This window comes from Streptosporangium pseudovulgare, from assembly GCF_014648055.1.
GTDB lineage: Bacteria > Actinomycetota > Actinomycetes > Streptosporangiales > Streptosporangiaceae > Streptosporangium > Streptosporangium pseudovulgare.
Window position 1 is genome coordinate 99,032 of the sequence record NZ_BMQJ01000002.1, and the last position, 15,616, is coordinate 114,647.

The window sequence follows — 15,616 nt, forward strand, 5'->3', positions numbered from 1 at the left end:
GTTCTCGATGCAGGGCCGCCAGGCAGCACGGCAGGTGGACCCTCCGGTGCCGGAGGGCTCGACCGGTGACAACGGTTCTCCGCACTCGATGGCGAAGCCGGCCCCGGCAAAGATCGCTCGCCGATTTTGACGAGTGGGCGCGCGCCCATTAATAATGGGCGCGCGGTCACTCTATCGCCGCCATGAAGGGAGGACGTGTTCATGGAGACCTCGGATATGACGGATGTCGTCATCGTCGGCGCAGGTCCGGTGGGGCTCACGTTGGCGTGCGACCTCGCCCGCCGCGACCTCCGCGTGCGGATCATCGATCGTGCCACCGCGTATCCGGTCGGAACGCGGGCTCGCGGCATCCGGGCCCGCACCCAAGAGGTGTTCGAGGACATCGGCGTGCTCGGCCGCCTGACCGAACACGCCGAGCCGCCTCTTCCCACGCGCTTCTACGATGCGCAGGGGCACGTGGTGCGCGAGGCGGTGATGTACGACGCTCCCCCGGTGCCGGGCGCGCCCTACCCGGGCAGCCTGATGGTGGGGCAGCAGTTCACCGAGGCGGCCCTGCGCGAGAAGCTGGCATCGCTCGGCATCCGGGTGGAACTCGGCGGCGAACTGGTCGAACTCGCACAGGATCGCGACCAGGTCACGGCATCCGTCCGATTCGACGGGCATCGCCGGGACATCCGGGCACGCTACCTGGTCGGATGCGACGGCGGCGGCAGCACCGTGCGCAAGCAGGTCGGGATCAGCTTCCTCGGGGAGACGTGGGAGCGGCAGCGGATGCTGTTCGGCAATCTCCGCGTCGACGGACTGGACGCCTCGGTCGCGCATATGTGGGCCAACGGCCTGACCCTGTCCCCGATGCCGAGGAGCGGAACCTGGTTCTTCACCGCGCCGCTGCCGCCGGACGGTGACCAGGGGCCGTCCTCGGTCTCGGTGGAGACCTTTGCCCACATCTTCTCGCAGCGAGTCGGGATGTCCGGGGTGCGGTTCCATGATGCGGTCTACCTTTCGGTGTACCAGGTCAACATCCGTATGGTGGACCGATATCGGGACGGCCGCGTCTTCCTGGCGGGAGACGCGGCCCATGTGCACACGCCCGCCGGTGGCCAGGGCATGAATACGGGTGTTCAAGACGCCTACAACCTCGGCTGGAAACTCGCGCACGTCTTGCGGGGAGCGCCCGAATCGCTGCTGGACACGTATGAGGAGGAGCGTCTGCCGATCGCCGGGCACGTGCTGGCCTCGACCACCGCTCGGGGCAGGTTCTGGGCCGGCAACGACTCCGCACGCGTGTCGGAGCGCATTGTCGGCGCGTTCCAAGGCCGGGACCCGTTCAGCGACGTCAGCCAGCTGAGCATCACCTACCGGGGCAGCAGCCTGGCCCGCGACTTGGACGAGGCGATCGGCATCCGTGCCGGCGATCGCGCCCCGGACGCCCACTGCATCGAGTCAGCGAGCGACGAGCATGTGAGGCTGTTCGATCTGTTTCACGGCACGCATTTCACGCTGCTCGCCTTCGGCCCCAGGCCCGCACCTCGGGTGGGCGAGGGCCGACGCGGCGATGTACACACGTATCGCATTCTCCCCCCGGGGCTCCCATACGGCGGCAGCGAAAATGCGCTCATCGACTCGGCGGGGGAGGCGCACGGTCTCTACGGGGTCGACGGCGACGGGCTCGTGCTGATCCGCCCTGACGGCTACATCGCCCTCGCGGGAGGCGACTGGGATGACCGGTCCGTGTCCGGCTACTTCGAATGTGTGACCGGCGATCGAGCGCACGCCTTCGAACGTGGGCCGCAGGGTCTGGGGGTTCCATCCTGATGCGCGGTGTGGCCGCGGCAGTCGCGCCGCCGGCATGACCCGCCGTCGATGGATGAACGGGCAGCGGCAGCGGTAGAGTGACCATGCGCCACACGAAGTAGGCGCACGCTCATTCGTCAACTGCTCGCAGGAGGACTCATGCCGACGGGTGTGGCCCTACGCGATGCACGGGCGCGGCTGTTCGCCGCCGCCGAGCGGATCCTGATACGCGACGGCGCCGGCGGGCTGACCAGTCGCGCCGTGACGGAGGAGGCGGGGGTCGCCAAGGGAGTGCTGCACCGGCACTTCGCGGACTTCGACGACTTCCTGGCCGGGCTCGTCCGTGACCGCATCGCCCGGCTCGAAGCGGAGACCGACGAGCTGACCGAGGCGGCCGGCTCGGCCACACTGGTCTCCAACCTGGTCGAGGCTCTGACCCGCATCTTCACGCCGGTGAACCTGGGTCTGGTGGGCGTTGTGATCGCCCGTGACGATCTGCGGTCCCGATTGCGCGCGACGACCCCGCACGGCATCCCGATCCTCACCGAGGCCGGCACCGGCCTCTCGGCCTACCTGGATGCTGAGCGCCGCATCGGGCGTGTCACGGCAGGCACGGATGTCCGCACGCTTGCCCTGACCCTGATCGGCACCGGTCACCTGCTGTTCGCCGGGGAACTCGGCGCGCTGCCCGACGCCTCGGCCGTCCGGGAGATCGTCGAGGCGATCACCGTCGGTGCAGAGCCAGGGATTCGTCCCTGACAGATCGTCACGGTCGGAAAGTGCGATCGCCACGGTGGCCTGTCCCTCGAATCTGTTACGTCCCGGGCGGCGTCGCGCCGCCGCGCCGAGCTTCCCCCCTGACCCAAGGCCAACCTCAACCATGATCTAGCTCACCGCTGCTCTGGGAGTTCGAGACGGCTTCGGGAGCCGGCCGCCGTCCCCCGCCGCCGCGGGGACGGCGGGCGGCGGCGGTGCGGGTCGCGTCTCCTCCCGGGCGGGGGCGCCGACGGTCATCGTCCCTCCGCCTTAACCGGTCTCGCCGCGGGGTGCAGGTGGCCGCGCAGGAAGGCGAGGATCTCGCGGCGTGCGGGCCGGGCGGCCGGGACCAGTCCGGGCATGCTGAGGAAGCCGTGGATGGCCTTCCGGTGGCAGGTCAGCCGGGCGTCGGTGCCGTCGGCGCGGAGCCGTTCGACATATCGGCGTCCCTGGTCGTCCGCGGGGTCCAGCGTGCCGGTGACGACCAGCGTCGGCGGCAGGCCGGCGAGGTTCTCGAACCTCACCGGCGACACGCTGCGTGAGTCGAGGGCCGGGGGCACGCTCAGCCTGCGAGCCATGCGCCACTCGGACAGCGAGAACCCGGGGTTGCCGGCGTTCGCGGCGAGCGAGGGGTAGTCGGCCATGGTGTCGGACCAGTCCGTGCCCGGGTAGGCCAGCACCTGGGCGTGCAGCGGCGGGCCGTCCTCGCGGGCGCGCAACGCGACGAGCGCGGCGAGTGTTCCGCCGGCGCTCTCACCGAAGACCGCGACGGCGGCCGGGTCGACGCCCCAGCCGTCCGGGTCCTCGAGAATCCGGACGAGTGTGTCGTAGCCGTCCTCGATCGGCGCCGGCAGCGGGTGCTCGGGGGCGAGGCGGTAGTCCACCGACACGACCACCGCCGGGCAGTGGGCCGCGAGGTGGCTGTTGAGCCAGTCGTTCTGCGCGGGGACTCCCACGATGAAGCCACCGCCGTGGAACGAGAGGATCAACGGCAGCCTCGGACCGGCGTCCTTCGGACGATGCACCCGCAGCTTCAGGCGACGGCCCGGAAGGGCGATCGTGCGCTCCTCGATGCGGGCACGGCGGTCGGGCAGGCCGGTGATGATCCGTGTCACCCGGGACGATCGGATGCGGTTGACCTTCTGCCTCGCGGCGATCACCTGGTCGTCGGTGAGCGACTCCCAGTCCAGGGTGTCCCTGAGGATGACGCGGGCGCCCAGCGGGGCCTTTTCTTTCAAGGTTGTCCTTCCGGATGAAGACGTCAGGGGGTGGGGACGGGGGTCTGATTCGGGCTTCGGGCCACTTCCGCGGCCGGGGAGCCGGTCCGGGCTCCGGGCCGTTCCTCCGGCCGGGGTCCGGCCTAGGGTTCGGTCCGTTTCTCCAGCCGGCTGCCGTGGGGCAGGGTGACGGTCATGATGTTGCTGGGGATGTCCAGCTCGATGCGGTGCCACCGCCCGCGCGGGACGATGGCGGCGGTTCCGGCCAGGAGCCTGATCTCTTCCTCCTCCTGGTCCGGCCGCTCCGGGCGGAGGTAGAGGCGCATCTTCCCGATGAGGCAGGACACGATCTCCTCGGCCTCGGGGTGGACCTCCCAGTGGTCGGCGTGGACGTCGGCGCCGGTCTTCGCGTGGAAGGCCGTCAGCCGCCAGCCGTCCAGGCCGGGGTCCGCCGCTCTCCTCCCGGCGTGGATCTCACCGCCCTGGTGAAGGTGGACGACGGACGCGAAGAGATCGATCGGGGCGGCGGTCATACGAGGATTTCCTTCCGGTGGGCGTCGGCCTGTCCGGTCCGTGACGGTGGGCTGATCCGGGGCAGGACGACGAGGGCGATGAGGGCGGCGGCGGCCAGGAGCACGGCGCTGAGCGTCAGGCCGAGCGCGTACCCGGCGTTGAGGGCCTCGGGCGTGGTGATCGGGCCGGTGCGGTCGTGCGCGACGGCGCCGAGGGCGGCCAGCCCGAGCGAGGCGCCGATCTGGCGTGAGCTGTTGAGCAGGCCCGAGGCGGTGCCGGTCTCGTGGGGCGCGACGCCGGCGGTGGCGGTGGAGACGACCGGTGCGAGGCAGAGCCCGAAGCCGGCGCCGGCGACGATCGAGGGCCCCAGGACGTCGGTGACGAAGGCGCCGTCCGGGCTGATCAGGCCGAACCAGGCGAAGCCCGTGGCGGTCAGCAGCCCGCCGGCGGCCATGAGGGTCCGCGGCGCGAGACGGTAGCCGAGCCTGACGGCCAGCACGGAGCCGGCGGCCACGGCGAGGGCGAACGGCAGGAACTCGGCCCCGGTCAGGGCCGGCCCGGTCCCGAGGACTCGTTGCAGGTAGAGGGACACGAAGTAGAAGGACGAGGCCATGGCCGCCCCGACCAGGAGGTTGTAGGCGTTCGCGCCGGCGACCGAGCGGTTGGCGAACAGGCCGAGCCGGAGCAGCGGTTCGCGGGCGGTGGTCCGCTCGACGCGGACGAACGCCGCCAGCAGCGCGACGGCGACCGCCAGGGTCGTCAGGGTGACCGGCGAGGACCACGGGTACCGGTCGGTGCGGACGACGCCGAACACCAGCAGGGTCATGCCCGCGGTGGCCAGGACGGCGCCGAGGACGTCCGGGCGGCCGCCGCGGGCCGGGGGCGGGCCGGCGGTGACGCCGCGCCGGGCCAGAACCAGGGCGCACGCGGCCATCGGCACGTTCACGAACATCACCCAGCGCCAGCCGGCGTACTCGGTGAGCAGGCCGCCGATCAGGACGCCGAGGGCGCCCCCGGCGGCGTTCGTCGCGCTCCACACCCCGAAGGCCCGGACGCGGGCCCTGCCCGCGGGGAACGTCGCGGTCAGCAGCGCCAGCGCGGCCGGGGCCAGCGCGGCGGCCCCGACGCCCTGCGCGGCGCGGGCGGCGACCAGATGGCCGGGTTCCTGGGCGAAGCCGCCGGCGAGCGAGGCGAGGCCGAACAGGCCGAGCCCGAACAGCAGGACGCGCCTGCGGCCGTACCGGTCGGCGGCCTTGCCGCCCAGGAGGAGCAGCCCGCCGAAGGTGAGCGCGTAAGCGTGGATCACCCAGGTCAGGCCCGCCGCGCTGAAGCCGAGACCGGTGGCGATCCGCGGAAGTCCGACGTTCACCACCGACAGGTCCAGTGACACCATGAACTGCACGACGGCCACCGCGGCGAGGGTGATCCCCGGCCGGGCGGCCCCTCCCCCTGTCGCCTCCCCGCCTCTCAGCACGGCTCGGCTCTCCGCGTGGTCCCCATGGCCGCGGACCCGCCCGTACGGCGTCCGGGTGCGGGGGGTGACGGCCGGCGGCTCCCCGGGCTCACCTGGCGGAGCCCGCTCTTTGCTCGGATCGTGTGCATGCCGGACATCGTGCTGTCCGGGCCGGTCGGCGGTCGTCATGCCCGGGAAGGCTCCTCCGCCTGACACCGGGGAGGCAGGAGCGGCCCCGGTACATCCTGGGGAGTAGGGATTCGTTACGACGTACCGGGGACGACCTCCGGCGGGAAAGATCGTAATCTGCACGGATGAGGTCTGTGGAAGGGTGGCGGCCGCTCGCCCAGGACGGCCTGCTCGCCGCGGTGATGGCCGCCCTGCTGTCGGTCGTCGTGCTCGGCACGCCGGGCGCGGGCGCGGTGGATCTCGCGGCCGTCCTCGCCGGTTCGCTCGCGCTCGTCGCCTGGCGGCGGGCGCCCCTGGTGGCGTTGCTCGTCGTCACGGCCTGCATGCTCGTCGTCACGGCGCGCGTCCCGGCGGGCCCGCCGGCCTCCTTCCCCGTGCTGGTGTCGGTGTTCGCCACGGTACGGGTCGGCCATCGGCTGGCTCCGGCGCTGGCGAGCGTGGTCTTCCTGAGCGTGGGACTGGCGGTGAGCCTGCCCGGCGCCGACGGGCCCGTGCAGGTCCTCCAGGACGCCTCGCTGCTGGTCGGCTGGTTCGTGGCGGCCGGTGTGGCGGCGACGGTGACCCGGCACCGGCAGGCGTACCTGGAGGAGGCCGAACGGCGGGCCGCCGAGGCCGAGCGCACCCGCGAGGAGGCGGCCCGGCGCCGTGCGGGTGAGGAGCGGCTGCGCATCGCCAGGGAGCTGCACGACTCGCTCACCCACAGCATCTCGATCATCAAGGTCCAGGCCGGGGTGGCCGTCCACCTGGCGCGCAAGCGCGGCGAGGACGTGCCGCCCGCGCTGCTGGCCATCCAGGAGGCCAGCGGTGACGCCATGCGCGAGCTGCGCGCCACCCTGGAGGTGCTGCGCGACCCCGGCGGATCCGACGGCTCCGGCGGCTCCGGCGCCGGCGCCGAGGTCACGGCCAGCGGTCTCGACCGGCTCGGCGACCTGGTGGAGCGGGCCCGCTCGGCCGGGCTGCCGGTCACGGTGACGATCTCCGGCGAGCGGCGGGAGCTGCCGGCCGAGGTGGACCGGGCCGCGTACCGGATCGTCCAGGAGGCGCTCACCAACGTCTCCAGGCACGCCGGCGGGGCGGCCGCGGCGGTGCGCGTCGGCTACGCCGGCGAGGAGCTGGTCGTGCAGGTCGACGACGACGGCGGGGCCGACCCGGCCGCGCCGCCCGTGCCCGGCACGGGCCTGCTCGGCATGCGCGAGCGCGTCGCGGCGCTCGGTGGCCGGCTGCGCGCCGCGCCCCGCCCCGGGGGCGGCTTCACCGTACGCGCCGAGCTTCCCCTCGGGGAGCCCGTGCGCGCCGAGCTCCCTCTGGGAGGGGCGTCGTGATCCACGAGCGGCCCCGGCCTCGGAGGCGCACCGGTTCGCCCCGGACGGCTGGGTCCAGCGGGCCGGTTCGATCACCCTGATGATTCCGCAGGGGTGGAGACGTCACCGGCCGGTGTCCCGCCGTCAACGGATGGACGTTTTTTGATCTTGGTGTGATGATGGGCCGCCATGCCGTCCGCAGCGAAAGACGAGAGAACGATGACCTCCGTTCCGATGAGGACCGCGATCGTCACAGGGGTGAGCCGGCGCGTCGGCATCGGCTACGCCGTCGCCCGTGAGCTGGCCTCCGTGCCGATGAACGTCCTCGCCTGCTCGTGGTCGCCGCACGACGCCGAACAGTCCTGGGGCGCCGACCCGCTGGGCGCGGAGGGGGTCGTCGCGGCGCTGCGGGAGGAGCTGCCCGAGGGCGCCGGGACGGTCGCCCACCTGGCGGCCGACCTGGCCGACCCGGCGGCGCCCGCCGGGATCGTCGCCGCCGCCCGCGAGCGGTTCGGCCGGGTGGACGTCCTGGTCGCCAACCACGCCCGCAGCTCCGAGGCCGGGATCGGCGAGCTGACCGCCGAGGAGCTCGACCTGTGCTGGGCGGTCAACGTCCGGGCGACCCTGCTGCTGGTGCAGGAGTTCGCCGCCCAGCCCGACCTGGACGGCGGGCGGATCATCACGTTCACCTCCGGCCAGCACCTGGAGCCGATGCCCACCGAGCTGCCCTACATCGCCACCAAGGGCGCCGTGCAGCAGCTGACGATGAGCCTGGCCGCCCCGCTGAGCGCCCGCGGCATCACCGTCAACTGCGTCAACCCGGGACCCGTCGACACGGGATACGCCTCGCCCGAGGACCGGGAGTGGCTGTCCGGCCGGCATCCGCGGGGCCGGTGGGGCACGGCGGAGGAGACCGCCGGGCTGGTGCGGTGGCTGGCCGGCGACGAGGCCTCCTGGATCACCGGCCAGACGATCGTCAGCGACGGCGGCTGGTCGCTCCGCAACGGGGTGCCGCCCCGCGCCGGCGCCCCCGCCCGGCCGCCGGATCCGTCCGGCGGCCGGTGAACGGGCGGTCGCCGGACGGGACGGCCGCCCTCCGCCCGGCGGGCGATGCGCGGGGCGGGGGTCCACTCCGCCGGGGCCGACGTGCGGCGCCCGCCCGGCGGGACGGGGATGTCGGGGGAAGGCCCTACGGTATTGGGCGTGCCAGAGACCGACCAGGAGATCACTCTCGACGCGGCCCTCACCGAGGAGGCCGTGCTGTCGACCTACCGGCGGATGTTCGCCGCGCTCGCCCGCGACAGCGGCGCGGTGGTGGACGACCCCGTGCTGGTCGACATCGCCGAGACGCTGTTCGCGGCGTTCGCCGAGGCCGGCGAGGAGTGGCTCACCCACGAGCAGATGCGCCACGTCTGCCGGGCCTACCCGCTGGAGATGTTCGAGAACCGCCTGCGGGTGCTCAAGGGCCTCGGCGCGATCCGCGAGGTGTTCCCCAAGCCCAACCAGCTCCGCTACCGGGCGTCGTTCACCAGCGTGGTGGGGCTGATGTTCGTCCGGCGGATGATGGCCGACGGCGGCCAGTCGGAGATGCACCGGCTGCTGGCGCTGGAGGACCTCAACGTCGCCGACCCCCGTACGACCATGGAGGAGGCGCGCCTCAGCGCGCGGAACCTGTCACGGGCCTTCCGGCTGTGGGCGCTGGAGCTGATCACGCTGGTCGGCGGCACCATCGAGGAGCTGCGCGAGCAGGCGCCCAAGCTGTGGGGCACCGAGGAGATCGCCCGCCGGGCGCAGAGCCTGCACGCGACCATCCTGACCCGCTGGCCCGAGCTCGACCGCACCTGCACCGAGCTGCGCGCCGCGATCTACGCCTACAGCGACGCCTCCCGCCGCGCCGCCGGGCGCCTGGCCGATTCGGCCGGCACGACGCGGAACCTCACGCTGCTGCCCGCCGAGACCTGGCGGACGTTCGCGCAGACCGCCGACAAGGAGCGGCTCGCGGCCGTGCTGGACGGCTTCGCCTTCGACGCCCCGGCGCCCTGGCACGACCCGGCGGCGATCGTCCGGGCGGTGGACGAGAGCCCCCGCCCGGCTCCGGCGCAGCCCACTCCCCCGCGTTCGATCGTGCCCGATCCCGGCCCGGCCGGCTCCCAGGACGCCGAGGCCGGCGACGGCGTCCTCGGCCGCCTGGCCGCCGTCGCCGAGTCGGTCCTCGCCGGGCGGCCGTCCGCCCCGCTGGAGGAGGCGCTCGCCGCGGGCGGCGAGTGGGTCTCGGCGCGCCGCCTGCTGGCCGACCTCGTCTCGGCCGACCTGCGCCCGGAGTCGCCCTACCGGCTGCGCTGGTCCGACGGCCTGACGGCGGCCCCGGGCGCGGAGCCCGCGTGGCTGTCGCACGGTCACCTGGAGAGGACGGACGTAATGACGGAGAGGGCGCCCGATCCGGTGCGCGGCCGTCCGGGGAGAGCGGGCGAGGCGCCCGATCCGGTGCGGGGCCGTCCGGAGGGTTCGGAAGGTCCGGAGAGGACGGATGATGACGCCTGAGCTGATGCACGCGCGTGCCCGGTCCGCCGGGCCGCTGCCGCTGGGCCCCGGCGAGCCCGCCCCGGCCGGCATGCTCCGGGCGGGCCTCGGCGACGGCACGGGTACGGCGCTGCCGGCCTGGCCCGACGGCGCGACGCCGTCGCTGCTGGAGGAGTACCAGGTCGCGCCGGTGGCGGTGGAACGCTCCGGGGAGACCCGGCGGGTGCTGGCGGCGGCGCTGAGGTGCTGCTGGACCGACCTCGCCGCCGACCCGTGGCCGGGCTCGCCCGCGCCGGTGGACGAGGTGCTGGCGGCCTACCGCGCCCTCATCGGGCGCGGCGACGACCTGATGCGCAACTGGGCCGTCGGCGCGCTGCGCCGCCTGCACGACTCGGCCTGGCTGACGGTGGAGGCCGGCGTGGTACGGCTCGGCCCGCGCTGCGCGTCCTGGCCCGCCGAGTCGCACGCGCAGCTCCGGGAGCTGCTGCGCCGCCTGCCTTCCGGCGCGGAGGGCGCCGTCCGGCCCGTCGTGCTCCCGGTCCTCGCCGGGGACGGCGAGGGGGCCCGGGAGGCGGCGGACGGCCCGGACGGGGACGCCGGGGAGCCCGGCGGGGTCGCGGCGGACGCGACGGCCGGGGGGCTCGGAGAGGTCGCGGCGGGCGCGGCGGCCGGGGAGGTCGCGGCGGCCTCGGAGGTCACCGCCGCCGCGGACCTGGACGCCGACCTGCTGGAGGCGTTCGACGAGCGGCGCCGGGCCGAGATCGTCGCGGCGTTCATGGCGGTCGAGCACGCCGCCGAGCCGGTCCACGAGGCCCGCTTCCCGGCGCTGCGCGACCCGGCGCCGCGCCGTACGGTCGCCGAGATGCTGCGGCGGCGCGGCCGGGTGCTCGTCCAGGGCCGCGAGACGTGGATCTCGGGATACGCCGACGAGGTGGGCGCCGCGGTGAGCGGGACGGTCGGCGAGGCCGAGCGGGCGGTGCTGACACTGGTGCTGGTCCACTCGGTGGCGATCCCCCGGGCCGAGGGCGTGCTGCCCGCCGACAGCTGGCTGTCGCCGTTCCCCGCGCCGGTGGAGGAGCTGCGGCGGCACACCCGGCTGCCGGTCGGCGCGCTGGACGCGGCGCTGCGGACGCTGCGGCACGCGGGCCTGGTGACGCAGGTCAAGGCCGGTGAGGAGGCGGGCGGCTATGTTCCCGGCCCGCAGTTCCACCGGCTGACCCCGGCGGCCAGGCGCCGCCTGCAGGAGGAGCTCATCCTGGCCGCGGGGCCGCACACCCCGCTGGCCACCGCCATTCGGGCGAACCGTCGAGGAAGGGGAACACAGGGGTGACCACCGGACAGCCGGAACGGGCCGCGCGGGCGGGACGGGGCGCGAGGGGCCGCCGCGCGGCCGGCGCCGTCGAGGACACCGCGGGAAGCACCGCCGGAAGCACGGCCACGGAACCGTCCAGAATGGCGGAGACGGCGGAGACGGCGGAGGCCGCGGCGGCACGGGCGCGCGGCAGCCAGATCGGCCTGGTGCCGGTGGAGGTCAGGCCCGTCGCGCCCGACCACGACGTGGTCGGCGACCGCGTGCTGATCGCCGTGCAGGCGGTCAACATCTCGCGGCTGTCGACCCACCCGGTGCCGCTCGTGCCCGGCACGCTGATCGTGGTGGCCGGGGCGGGCCCGAAGGACTCCAACGGCGCGGGCAAGTCGTCGTTCATCGCGATGATCACCGCGTTGCTCGGTGACGAGCAGTGGCGCTTCGCCTCCGGCGCCAAGGCGGTGGCGGAACTGCTGTTCAACGCCGAGCTGGCGGCGGGCGGCGGCGCCGGGACGTGGGCCAGCGCCGACCACGGCTACATCGTGGGCGTCTTCGCCCCGCCCGGCTCGGTGGACGACGCGGTCACGGTGTGGCTGCGGGTCAACCAGGAGGCCCCGCACCTGGAGATCCGGGTGACCCCGGGCATCAGACCGGCCTCGGCGCCCTCGGAGGCGGAACGGGTGGCACTGGCCGACCAGGTGTGGGCGTCGCTGCCGCGCTCGGCGGGCCGCCGTGACGTGGTGGCGCGCGACCTGACGAGGTTCCTGTACGGCGACCGCGTCAGGTGCGTGTCGTTCCTGTCCACCTCGGTGCGCAGCAAGGTCGCCACGAACCTGCTGTCCCAGCCGCTGAACGAGATCTCCCCGGAGCGGGTGTTCGAGGCGATCGCCGCGCTGACCGGCCTGGACGCCGAGCTGGACCAGGAGCGGGAGGCCCGGCGCGACGAGCACGCCAGGCGGGTGCGGGCGACGCGGGCAGCGGAGCTGCTGACGGACTTCGAGGAGGAGTCCCGGGAGCTGCTTTCGACCTTCGACCGGCGCGACCGGGCCCGGGTGCGGCTGGCCGGGGCGATGCGTTCCTGGCGGGGGCGGCTGGCGCGCAGGCTCGCCGACGCGGCCCGCCGGGACGAGGCGCTCGCCGCCGAGCTGGAGCGGCTGCGCGAGACGGGCGGCCGCGCGGCCGAGGCGATCGAGACGGTGAAGGCGGAGATCGCCACGCTCCGGGACGACTCGCTGGAGCGCGCCCTGGCCGGGGCCCGCCGGGAGCTGGCCGCGTTGCAGGCCCGCGCGGCCAAGCTGGACGCCGACCGGGCGGTGGCGGAGAACGCGGCCGACGAGCTGCGCGCCCGCGTCCCCGGGCTGGAGGAGCAGCGGCGGCTGGCCGACGGCCGCGACGTGGCGACGGCCGAGGCCGAGCTGGAGCGGGCCAGGGTCGTTCTCAACGAGGCGCTGAAGGCGCTGGGCGTGGCCGACCGCGAGGTGGACGAGGCGAAGGCCGCGCTGGACGACGCCGAGGGCGGCCCGGCGGCGGCGCAGCTCGACGCGCTCGCCGCGGCCGGGGTCCGGGCGACCGGCCTGCTCGACGCGATCGACGTCGCCGAGCAGGCCCGCGACGACGAGGCCGCGGCGGACCAGGCGGGACGGGCGCTCCTGGCCGCCCGGGGCTGGCCGCAGGAGCACGCGGTGATCGTGGACGCCGCCGACCTTCCCGAGGCGGCGCGGACGCTGACCGCGCTGCCCGGGTCGGTGCTGGTCAGCGCGGCGGGCATCACGGTCGTGGGGTCGTTCGAGGCGGTCGCCACCGGCCGCGAGGCACGGATCAAGGCCGCCGAGCAGCGGCTGCACCGGGCGCGGGACGTGCAGGAGGCCGCCGCCGAGGCCGTACGGACCGCCGAGGACAGCATGGCGGAGGCGGCCCGGCGGCTGGAGGGGGCGCGCGCCGCGGTGCGGCTGGCCGACGTCGAGCGGCGGCTCGCCGAGCGGCGTGAGGTCCTCACCGGCCTCGTCGCGGCCCTGGCCGAGGCCGCGCCGCGGGTGGCCGAGGCCGAGCGGGAGGTCGCCGCGCTCGACTTCCGCGCCCGCACCAGGAGCATGGAGATCGAGCGCCTGGAGGGCCGCCGGGCGCGGCACGAGGCCGAGCGCGACCAGGCCGCCGAGCAGGCGGCGAAGGTGCAGTCCGACCGTGACGCGCTCGCGCTGGACGCGATGGCCGCCGACTGGGGCGGCACGGTCGCCGGGGCCGGTGAGTGGCTGGAGGCGCTGGGCGAGGACGAGCGTCCGCTGACGGCCGAGGAGTGGTGGCGGGCGGCCGAACGCCACCTCGACGAGGCGCTGCGCGACACCTTCCCCGGCGAGGACGAGGAGATGCCCGAGGAGCTGCGGTTCCTGATCAGGGAGCGGACCGAGCCGGGGGCCGGGCGCACCGCGCGCGAGCAGGCCACGTTCCCCGGTGTCTGCGCGGCGCTGGCGTCCTACCTGCGCGGCCAGGAGGAGTACGAGCGCCACCAGCGCCGCCAGATCGAGACCCAGCTGGAGACCCGCCGCCGCGACCTGTCCGCCGCCGCCAAGGGGGCGGAGGAGGCGGCGCAGTCCACCGCCGTGCACCGGGCCGCGCTGACCGCGGCGGTCAAGGCGCGGCTGGCGCGGGTCGCCGAGGAGTTCGAACGGCTCGACCTGGCCTACGGCGGCTACGGCGCGACGCTGGACTTCCCGGTGCCGCCCGCGCCCGCCGACCCCGAGCAGCGCTGGGCGTGGCGGGTGACGCCCCGCTGGCGGCGCGGCGAGGGGCAGGGCTACGTGCCGTACAACCGGCGGGCCAACACCGCGCTGATGGACGAGAAGGCGGTGAAGCTGGTCTGCGCGGCGGCGATCGCCTCCTCCGGCGGCGGCCACCTGTGCCTGGTCCTGGACGAGCTGGGCCGCAACCTCGGAAAGGAGCACCGCAGGGAGGCCGTGGCGCTGTTCCGCCGGATCGGCGAGACGTACGGGATCACGGTGGTCGGCGCGCTGCAGGACGACATGGAGCCCTACGCGGTCGACGCCTGCGGCCAGTACGTCAAGCTGCGCCGGTCCTCCGACGCGATGCCGTACAACGAACCGCCGGTGATCATCGGTCATGATCGCCACGCCGAGCGGGTGCGTGCCCTGGCGGCGGCGGTGAGCAGATAACCTCTGCGCAGGTTCTATTTCGGAAGTATCGGGGGAAACGGTGTCGGCGACACCGCTGGAGCAGGCACCTCCGCGGCGTGACCTGTATCTGACCATGGCGCTGGCGCTGCGCGTGGGCGAGTTGCTGCTCGGCAGCGGCGAGTCCAACGAGACGGTCTCCGGCGCCATGCGCCGCATCACCGACGCGTACGGCGTGCCGCACAGCGAGGCCGACGTCAACCTGTCGGCCATCACGCTGTCGCACGTCCCGGCGGACGGCGGCGTGCCGGTCACCGTCGAGCGGCGGGTCCGCCGCCGGCTGCCCGACTACGACCGGCTGATCGCGGTGCACGCCCTGGTCGCCGAGGCCGCCGCGGGGGCGCTGCCGCTGGAGGAGGCGCAGGCGCGGCTGCGGCGGATCACCCGGCGGGTGCGGGTGTACCCCGCCTGGTTCCTGGTGACGGCGGTCGCGACGGTGGCCGCCTCGGCGAGCATCCTGGTCGGCGGCGGCCTGCGGGTCGCGCTCGCCGCGTTCGCCGCCACCGTGCTGGGCGACCGGGCCAGCGCGTGGCTGGCGGGCCGGGGCGTGGCCGAGTTCTTCCAGATCGCGGTGGCGGCCATGCTGGGCTCGCTGGCGGCGGTGCTGCTGATCGCGCTCGGCGTGCAGGTGCGGGCCGAGGCGGTGGTGGTCGGCGCGGTCGTCGCGCTGCTGCCGGGACGGCTGATGGTGGCCTGCGTGCAGGACGGCATCGCCGGCGAGTACGTCACGGCGACGGGCCGGCTGTTCGAGGTCTTCTTCGTCCTCGCCGCGGTCGTCTCCGGGATCGGCGTCACCCTGTACACCGCGGTCCGCCTGGGCGTGCCGCTGAGCGTGGAGAACGTGCCGGCCGCGCCGCTGCTGCTGGAGCCGGCGCAGCTGCTGGGGTCGGCCGGGGTGACGCTGTCGTTCGCGGTGGCGCTGCTCGTGCCGCCCCGGCACCTGGTGGCCGCGGTGATCGGCGGCACGCTGGCGTGGGTGGTCTTCGTGCTGCTGTGCGGCGGGGACGTGCCGGTCGTGCTGGCCACGGCCGTCGCCGCGGCGGCCGTGGGCCTGTTCGGCTCGGCGTACGCCAGGGCGGCCAAGGTGCCGTCGCTGGTGATCACGATCCCGGCGATCGGCACGCTGCTGCCGGGAACGGCCCTGTACCGCGGCATGCTGGAGACCAACCTCGGCCACCCCGACGCGGGCATGTCCAGCCTGCTGCAGGCCCTGTCGACCGCCCTCGCCCTGGGCGCCGGGGTCATGCTCGGCGCGGAGATCATGCGGGCGGTCACCGGGTCCGACCTGGCCCGGCGGGTACGGCCGGCCGCCCGGCGGGCGCGCAGGCCGTTCATCCCGCGCCCGGCGGCCCGCCGCACCCGCGGCTCCTGACCGCCCTGCC

Annotated in this window: 11 protein-coding genes; 8 read left to right on the forward strand and 3 right to left on the reverse strand. The window is 74.7% G+C overall.

The genetic code is table 11. The annotated features are described in order from the left end of the window. Positions 1–201: 201 nt before the first annotated feature. Both IEZ10_RS04355 and IEZ10_RS04360 read left to right on the forward strand, forming a co-directional pair. A complete protein-coding gene (locus IEZ10_RS04355; RefSeq protein ID WP_229811033.1) occupies positions 202–1,815 on the forward strand; it encodes an FAD-dependent monooxygenase in 1,614 nt (537 codons plus the stop codon). Between the two features lie 138 nt (positions 1,816–1,953). Continuing rightward, positions 1,954–2,553, forward strand: a complete 600-nt coding sequence (locus tag IEZ10_RS04360) for a TetR/AcrR family transcriptional regulator (protein WP_189245171.1) — start codon at positions 1,954–1,956, stop codon at positions 2,551–2,553. 251 nt (positions 2,554–2,804) lie between these two features. On the opposite strand, the gene IEZ10_RS04365 is transcribed toward IEZ10_RS04360, so the two are convergent. The 3 genes from IEZ10_RS04365 to IEZ10_RS04375 form a co-directional block, all read right to left on the reverse strand. Continuing rightward, positions 2,805–3,788 (reverse strand): alpha/beta hydrolase, encoded by a 984-nt coding sequence (locus IEZ10_RS04365; RefSeq protein ID WP_189245172.1) that lies wholly within the window; start codon positions 3,786–3,788, stop codon positions 2,805–2,807. 122 nt (positions 3,789–3,910) lie between these two features. Further along, a complete protein-coding gene (locus tag IEZ10_RS04370; RefSeq protein WP_189245173.1) occupies positions 3,911–4,300 on the reverse strand; it encodes a cupin in 390 nt (129 codons plus the stop codon). Continuing rightward, complete coding sequence (locus tag IEZ10_RS04375; RefSeq protein ID WP_229810944.1) at positions 4,297–5,691, reverse strand: MFS transporter; 1,395 nt, start codon at positions 5,689–5,691, stop codon at positions 4,297–4,299. The genes IEZ10_RS04370 and IEZ10_RS04375 overlap by 4 nt, the downstream gene beginning before the upstream one ends. A 356-nt stretch (positions 5,692–6,047) precedes the next feature. Here IEZ10_RS04375 and IEZ10_RS04380 point away from each other — a divergent pair, with 356 nt between their 5' ends. The 6 genes from IEZ10_RS04380 (at position 6,048) to IEZ10_RS04410 (ending at position 15,606) form a co-directional block, all read left to right on the forward strand. Beyond that, entirely contained in the window at positions 6,048–7,244 is a 1,197-nt protein-coding gene (locus IEZ10_RS04380) for a sensor histidine kinase (protein WP_189245174.1), read from the forward strand. Positions 7,245–7,442: 198 nt separating this feature from the next. Beyond that, entirely contained in the window at positions 7,443–8,288 is an 846-nt protein-coding gene (locus IEZ10_RS04385) for an SDR family oxidoreductase (RefSeq protein ID WP_268246274.1), read from the forward strand. Between the two features lie 138 nt (positions 8,289–8,426). After that, on the forward strand, positions 8,427–9,764 hold the full coding sequence (locus IEZ10_RS04390; RefSeq protein WP_229810946.1) for a hypothetical protein: 1,338 nt from the start codon (positions 8,427–8,429) through the stop codon (positions 9,762–9,764). After that, the gene (locus IEZ10_RS38695; protein WP_229810947.1) at positions 9,754–11,073 is read left to right on the forward strand and encodes a helix-turn-helix domain-containing protein; all 1,320 of its coding nucleotides are present in this window, start codon (positions 9,754–9,756) and stop codon (positions 11,071–11,073) included. Before IEZ10_RS04390 ends, IEZ10_RS38695 begins: the two co-directional genes overlap by 11 nt. Positions 11,074–11,195: 122 nt before the next feature. Next, positions 11,196–14,216 (forward strand): coiled-coil domain-containing protein, encoded by a 3,021-nt coding sequence (locus tag IEZ10_RS04405; RefSeq protein WP_229810948.1) that lies wholly within the window; start codon positions 11,196–11,198, stop codon positions 14,214–14,216. 40 nt (positions 14,217–14,256) lie between these two features. Continuing rightward, positions 14,257–15,606: a threonine/serine exporter family protein gene (locus IEZ10_RS04410; RefSeq protein WP_179827318.1), complete on the forward strand. Its 1,350-nt coding sequence runs from the start codon at positions 14,257–14,259 to the stop codon at positions 15,604–15,606. Positions 15,607–15,616 lie beyond the last annotated feature (10 nt).

Excerpts from the sequence above, each read along its gene's own strand:
- IEZ10_RS04360 (WP_189245171.1), top strand. The coding sequence starts at position 1,954 with ATGCCGACGGGTGTGGCCCTACGCGATGCACGGGCGCGGCTGTTCGCC.
- IEZ10_RS04355 (WP_229811033.1), top strand. The coding sequence starts at position 202 with ATGGAGACCTCGGATATGACGGATGTCGTCATCGTCGGCGCAGGTCCG.
- IEZ10_RS04405 (WP_229810948.1), top strand. The coding sequence starts at position 11,196 with ATGGCGGAGACGGCGGAGACGGCGGAGGCCGCGGCGGCACGGGCGCGC.
- IEZ10_RS04370 (WP_189245173.1), bottom strand. The coding sequence starts at position 4,300 with ATGACCGCCGCCCCGATCGATCTCTTCGCGTCCGTCGTCCACCTTCAC.
- IEZ10_RS38695 (WP_229810947.1), top strand. The coding sequence starts at position 9,754 with ATGACGCCTGAGCTGATGCACGCGCGTGCCCGGTCCGCCGGGCCGCTG.
- IEZ10_RS04380 (WP_189245174.1), top strand. The coding sequence starts at position 6,048 with ATGAGGTCTGTGGAAGGGTGGCGGCCGCTCGCCCAGGACGGCCTGCTC.
- IEZ10_RS04385 (WP_268246274.1), top strand. The coding sequence starts at position 7,443 with ATGACCTCCGTTCCGATGAGGACCGCGATCGTCACAGGGGTGAGCCGG.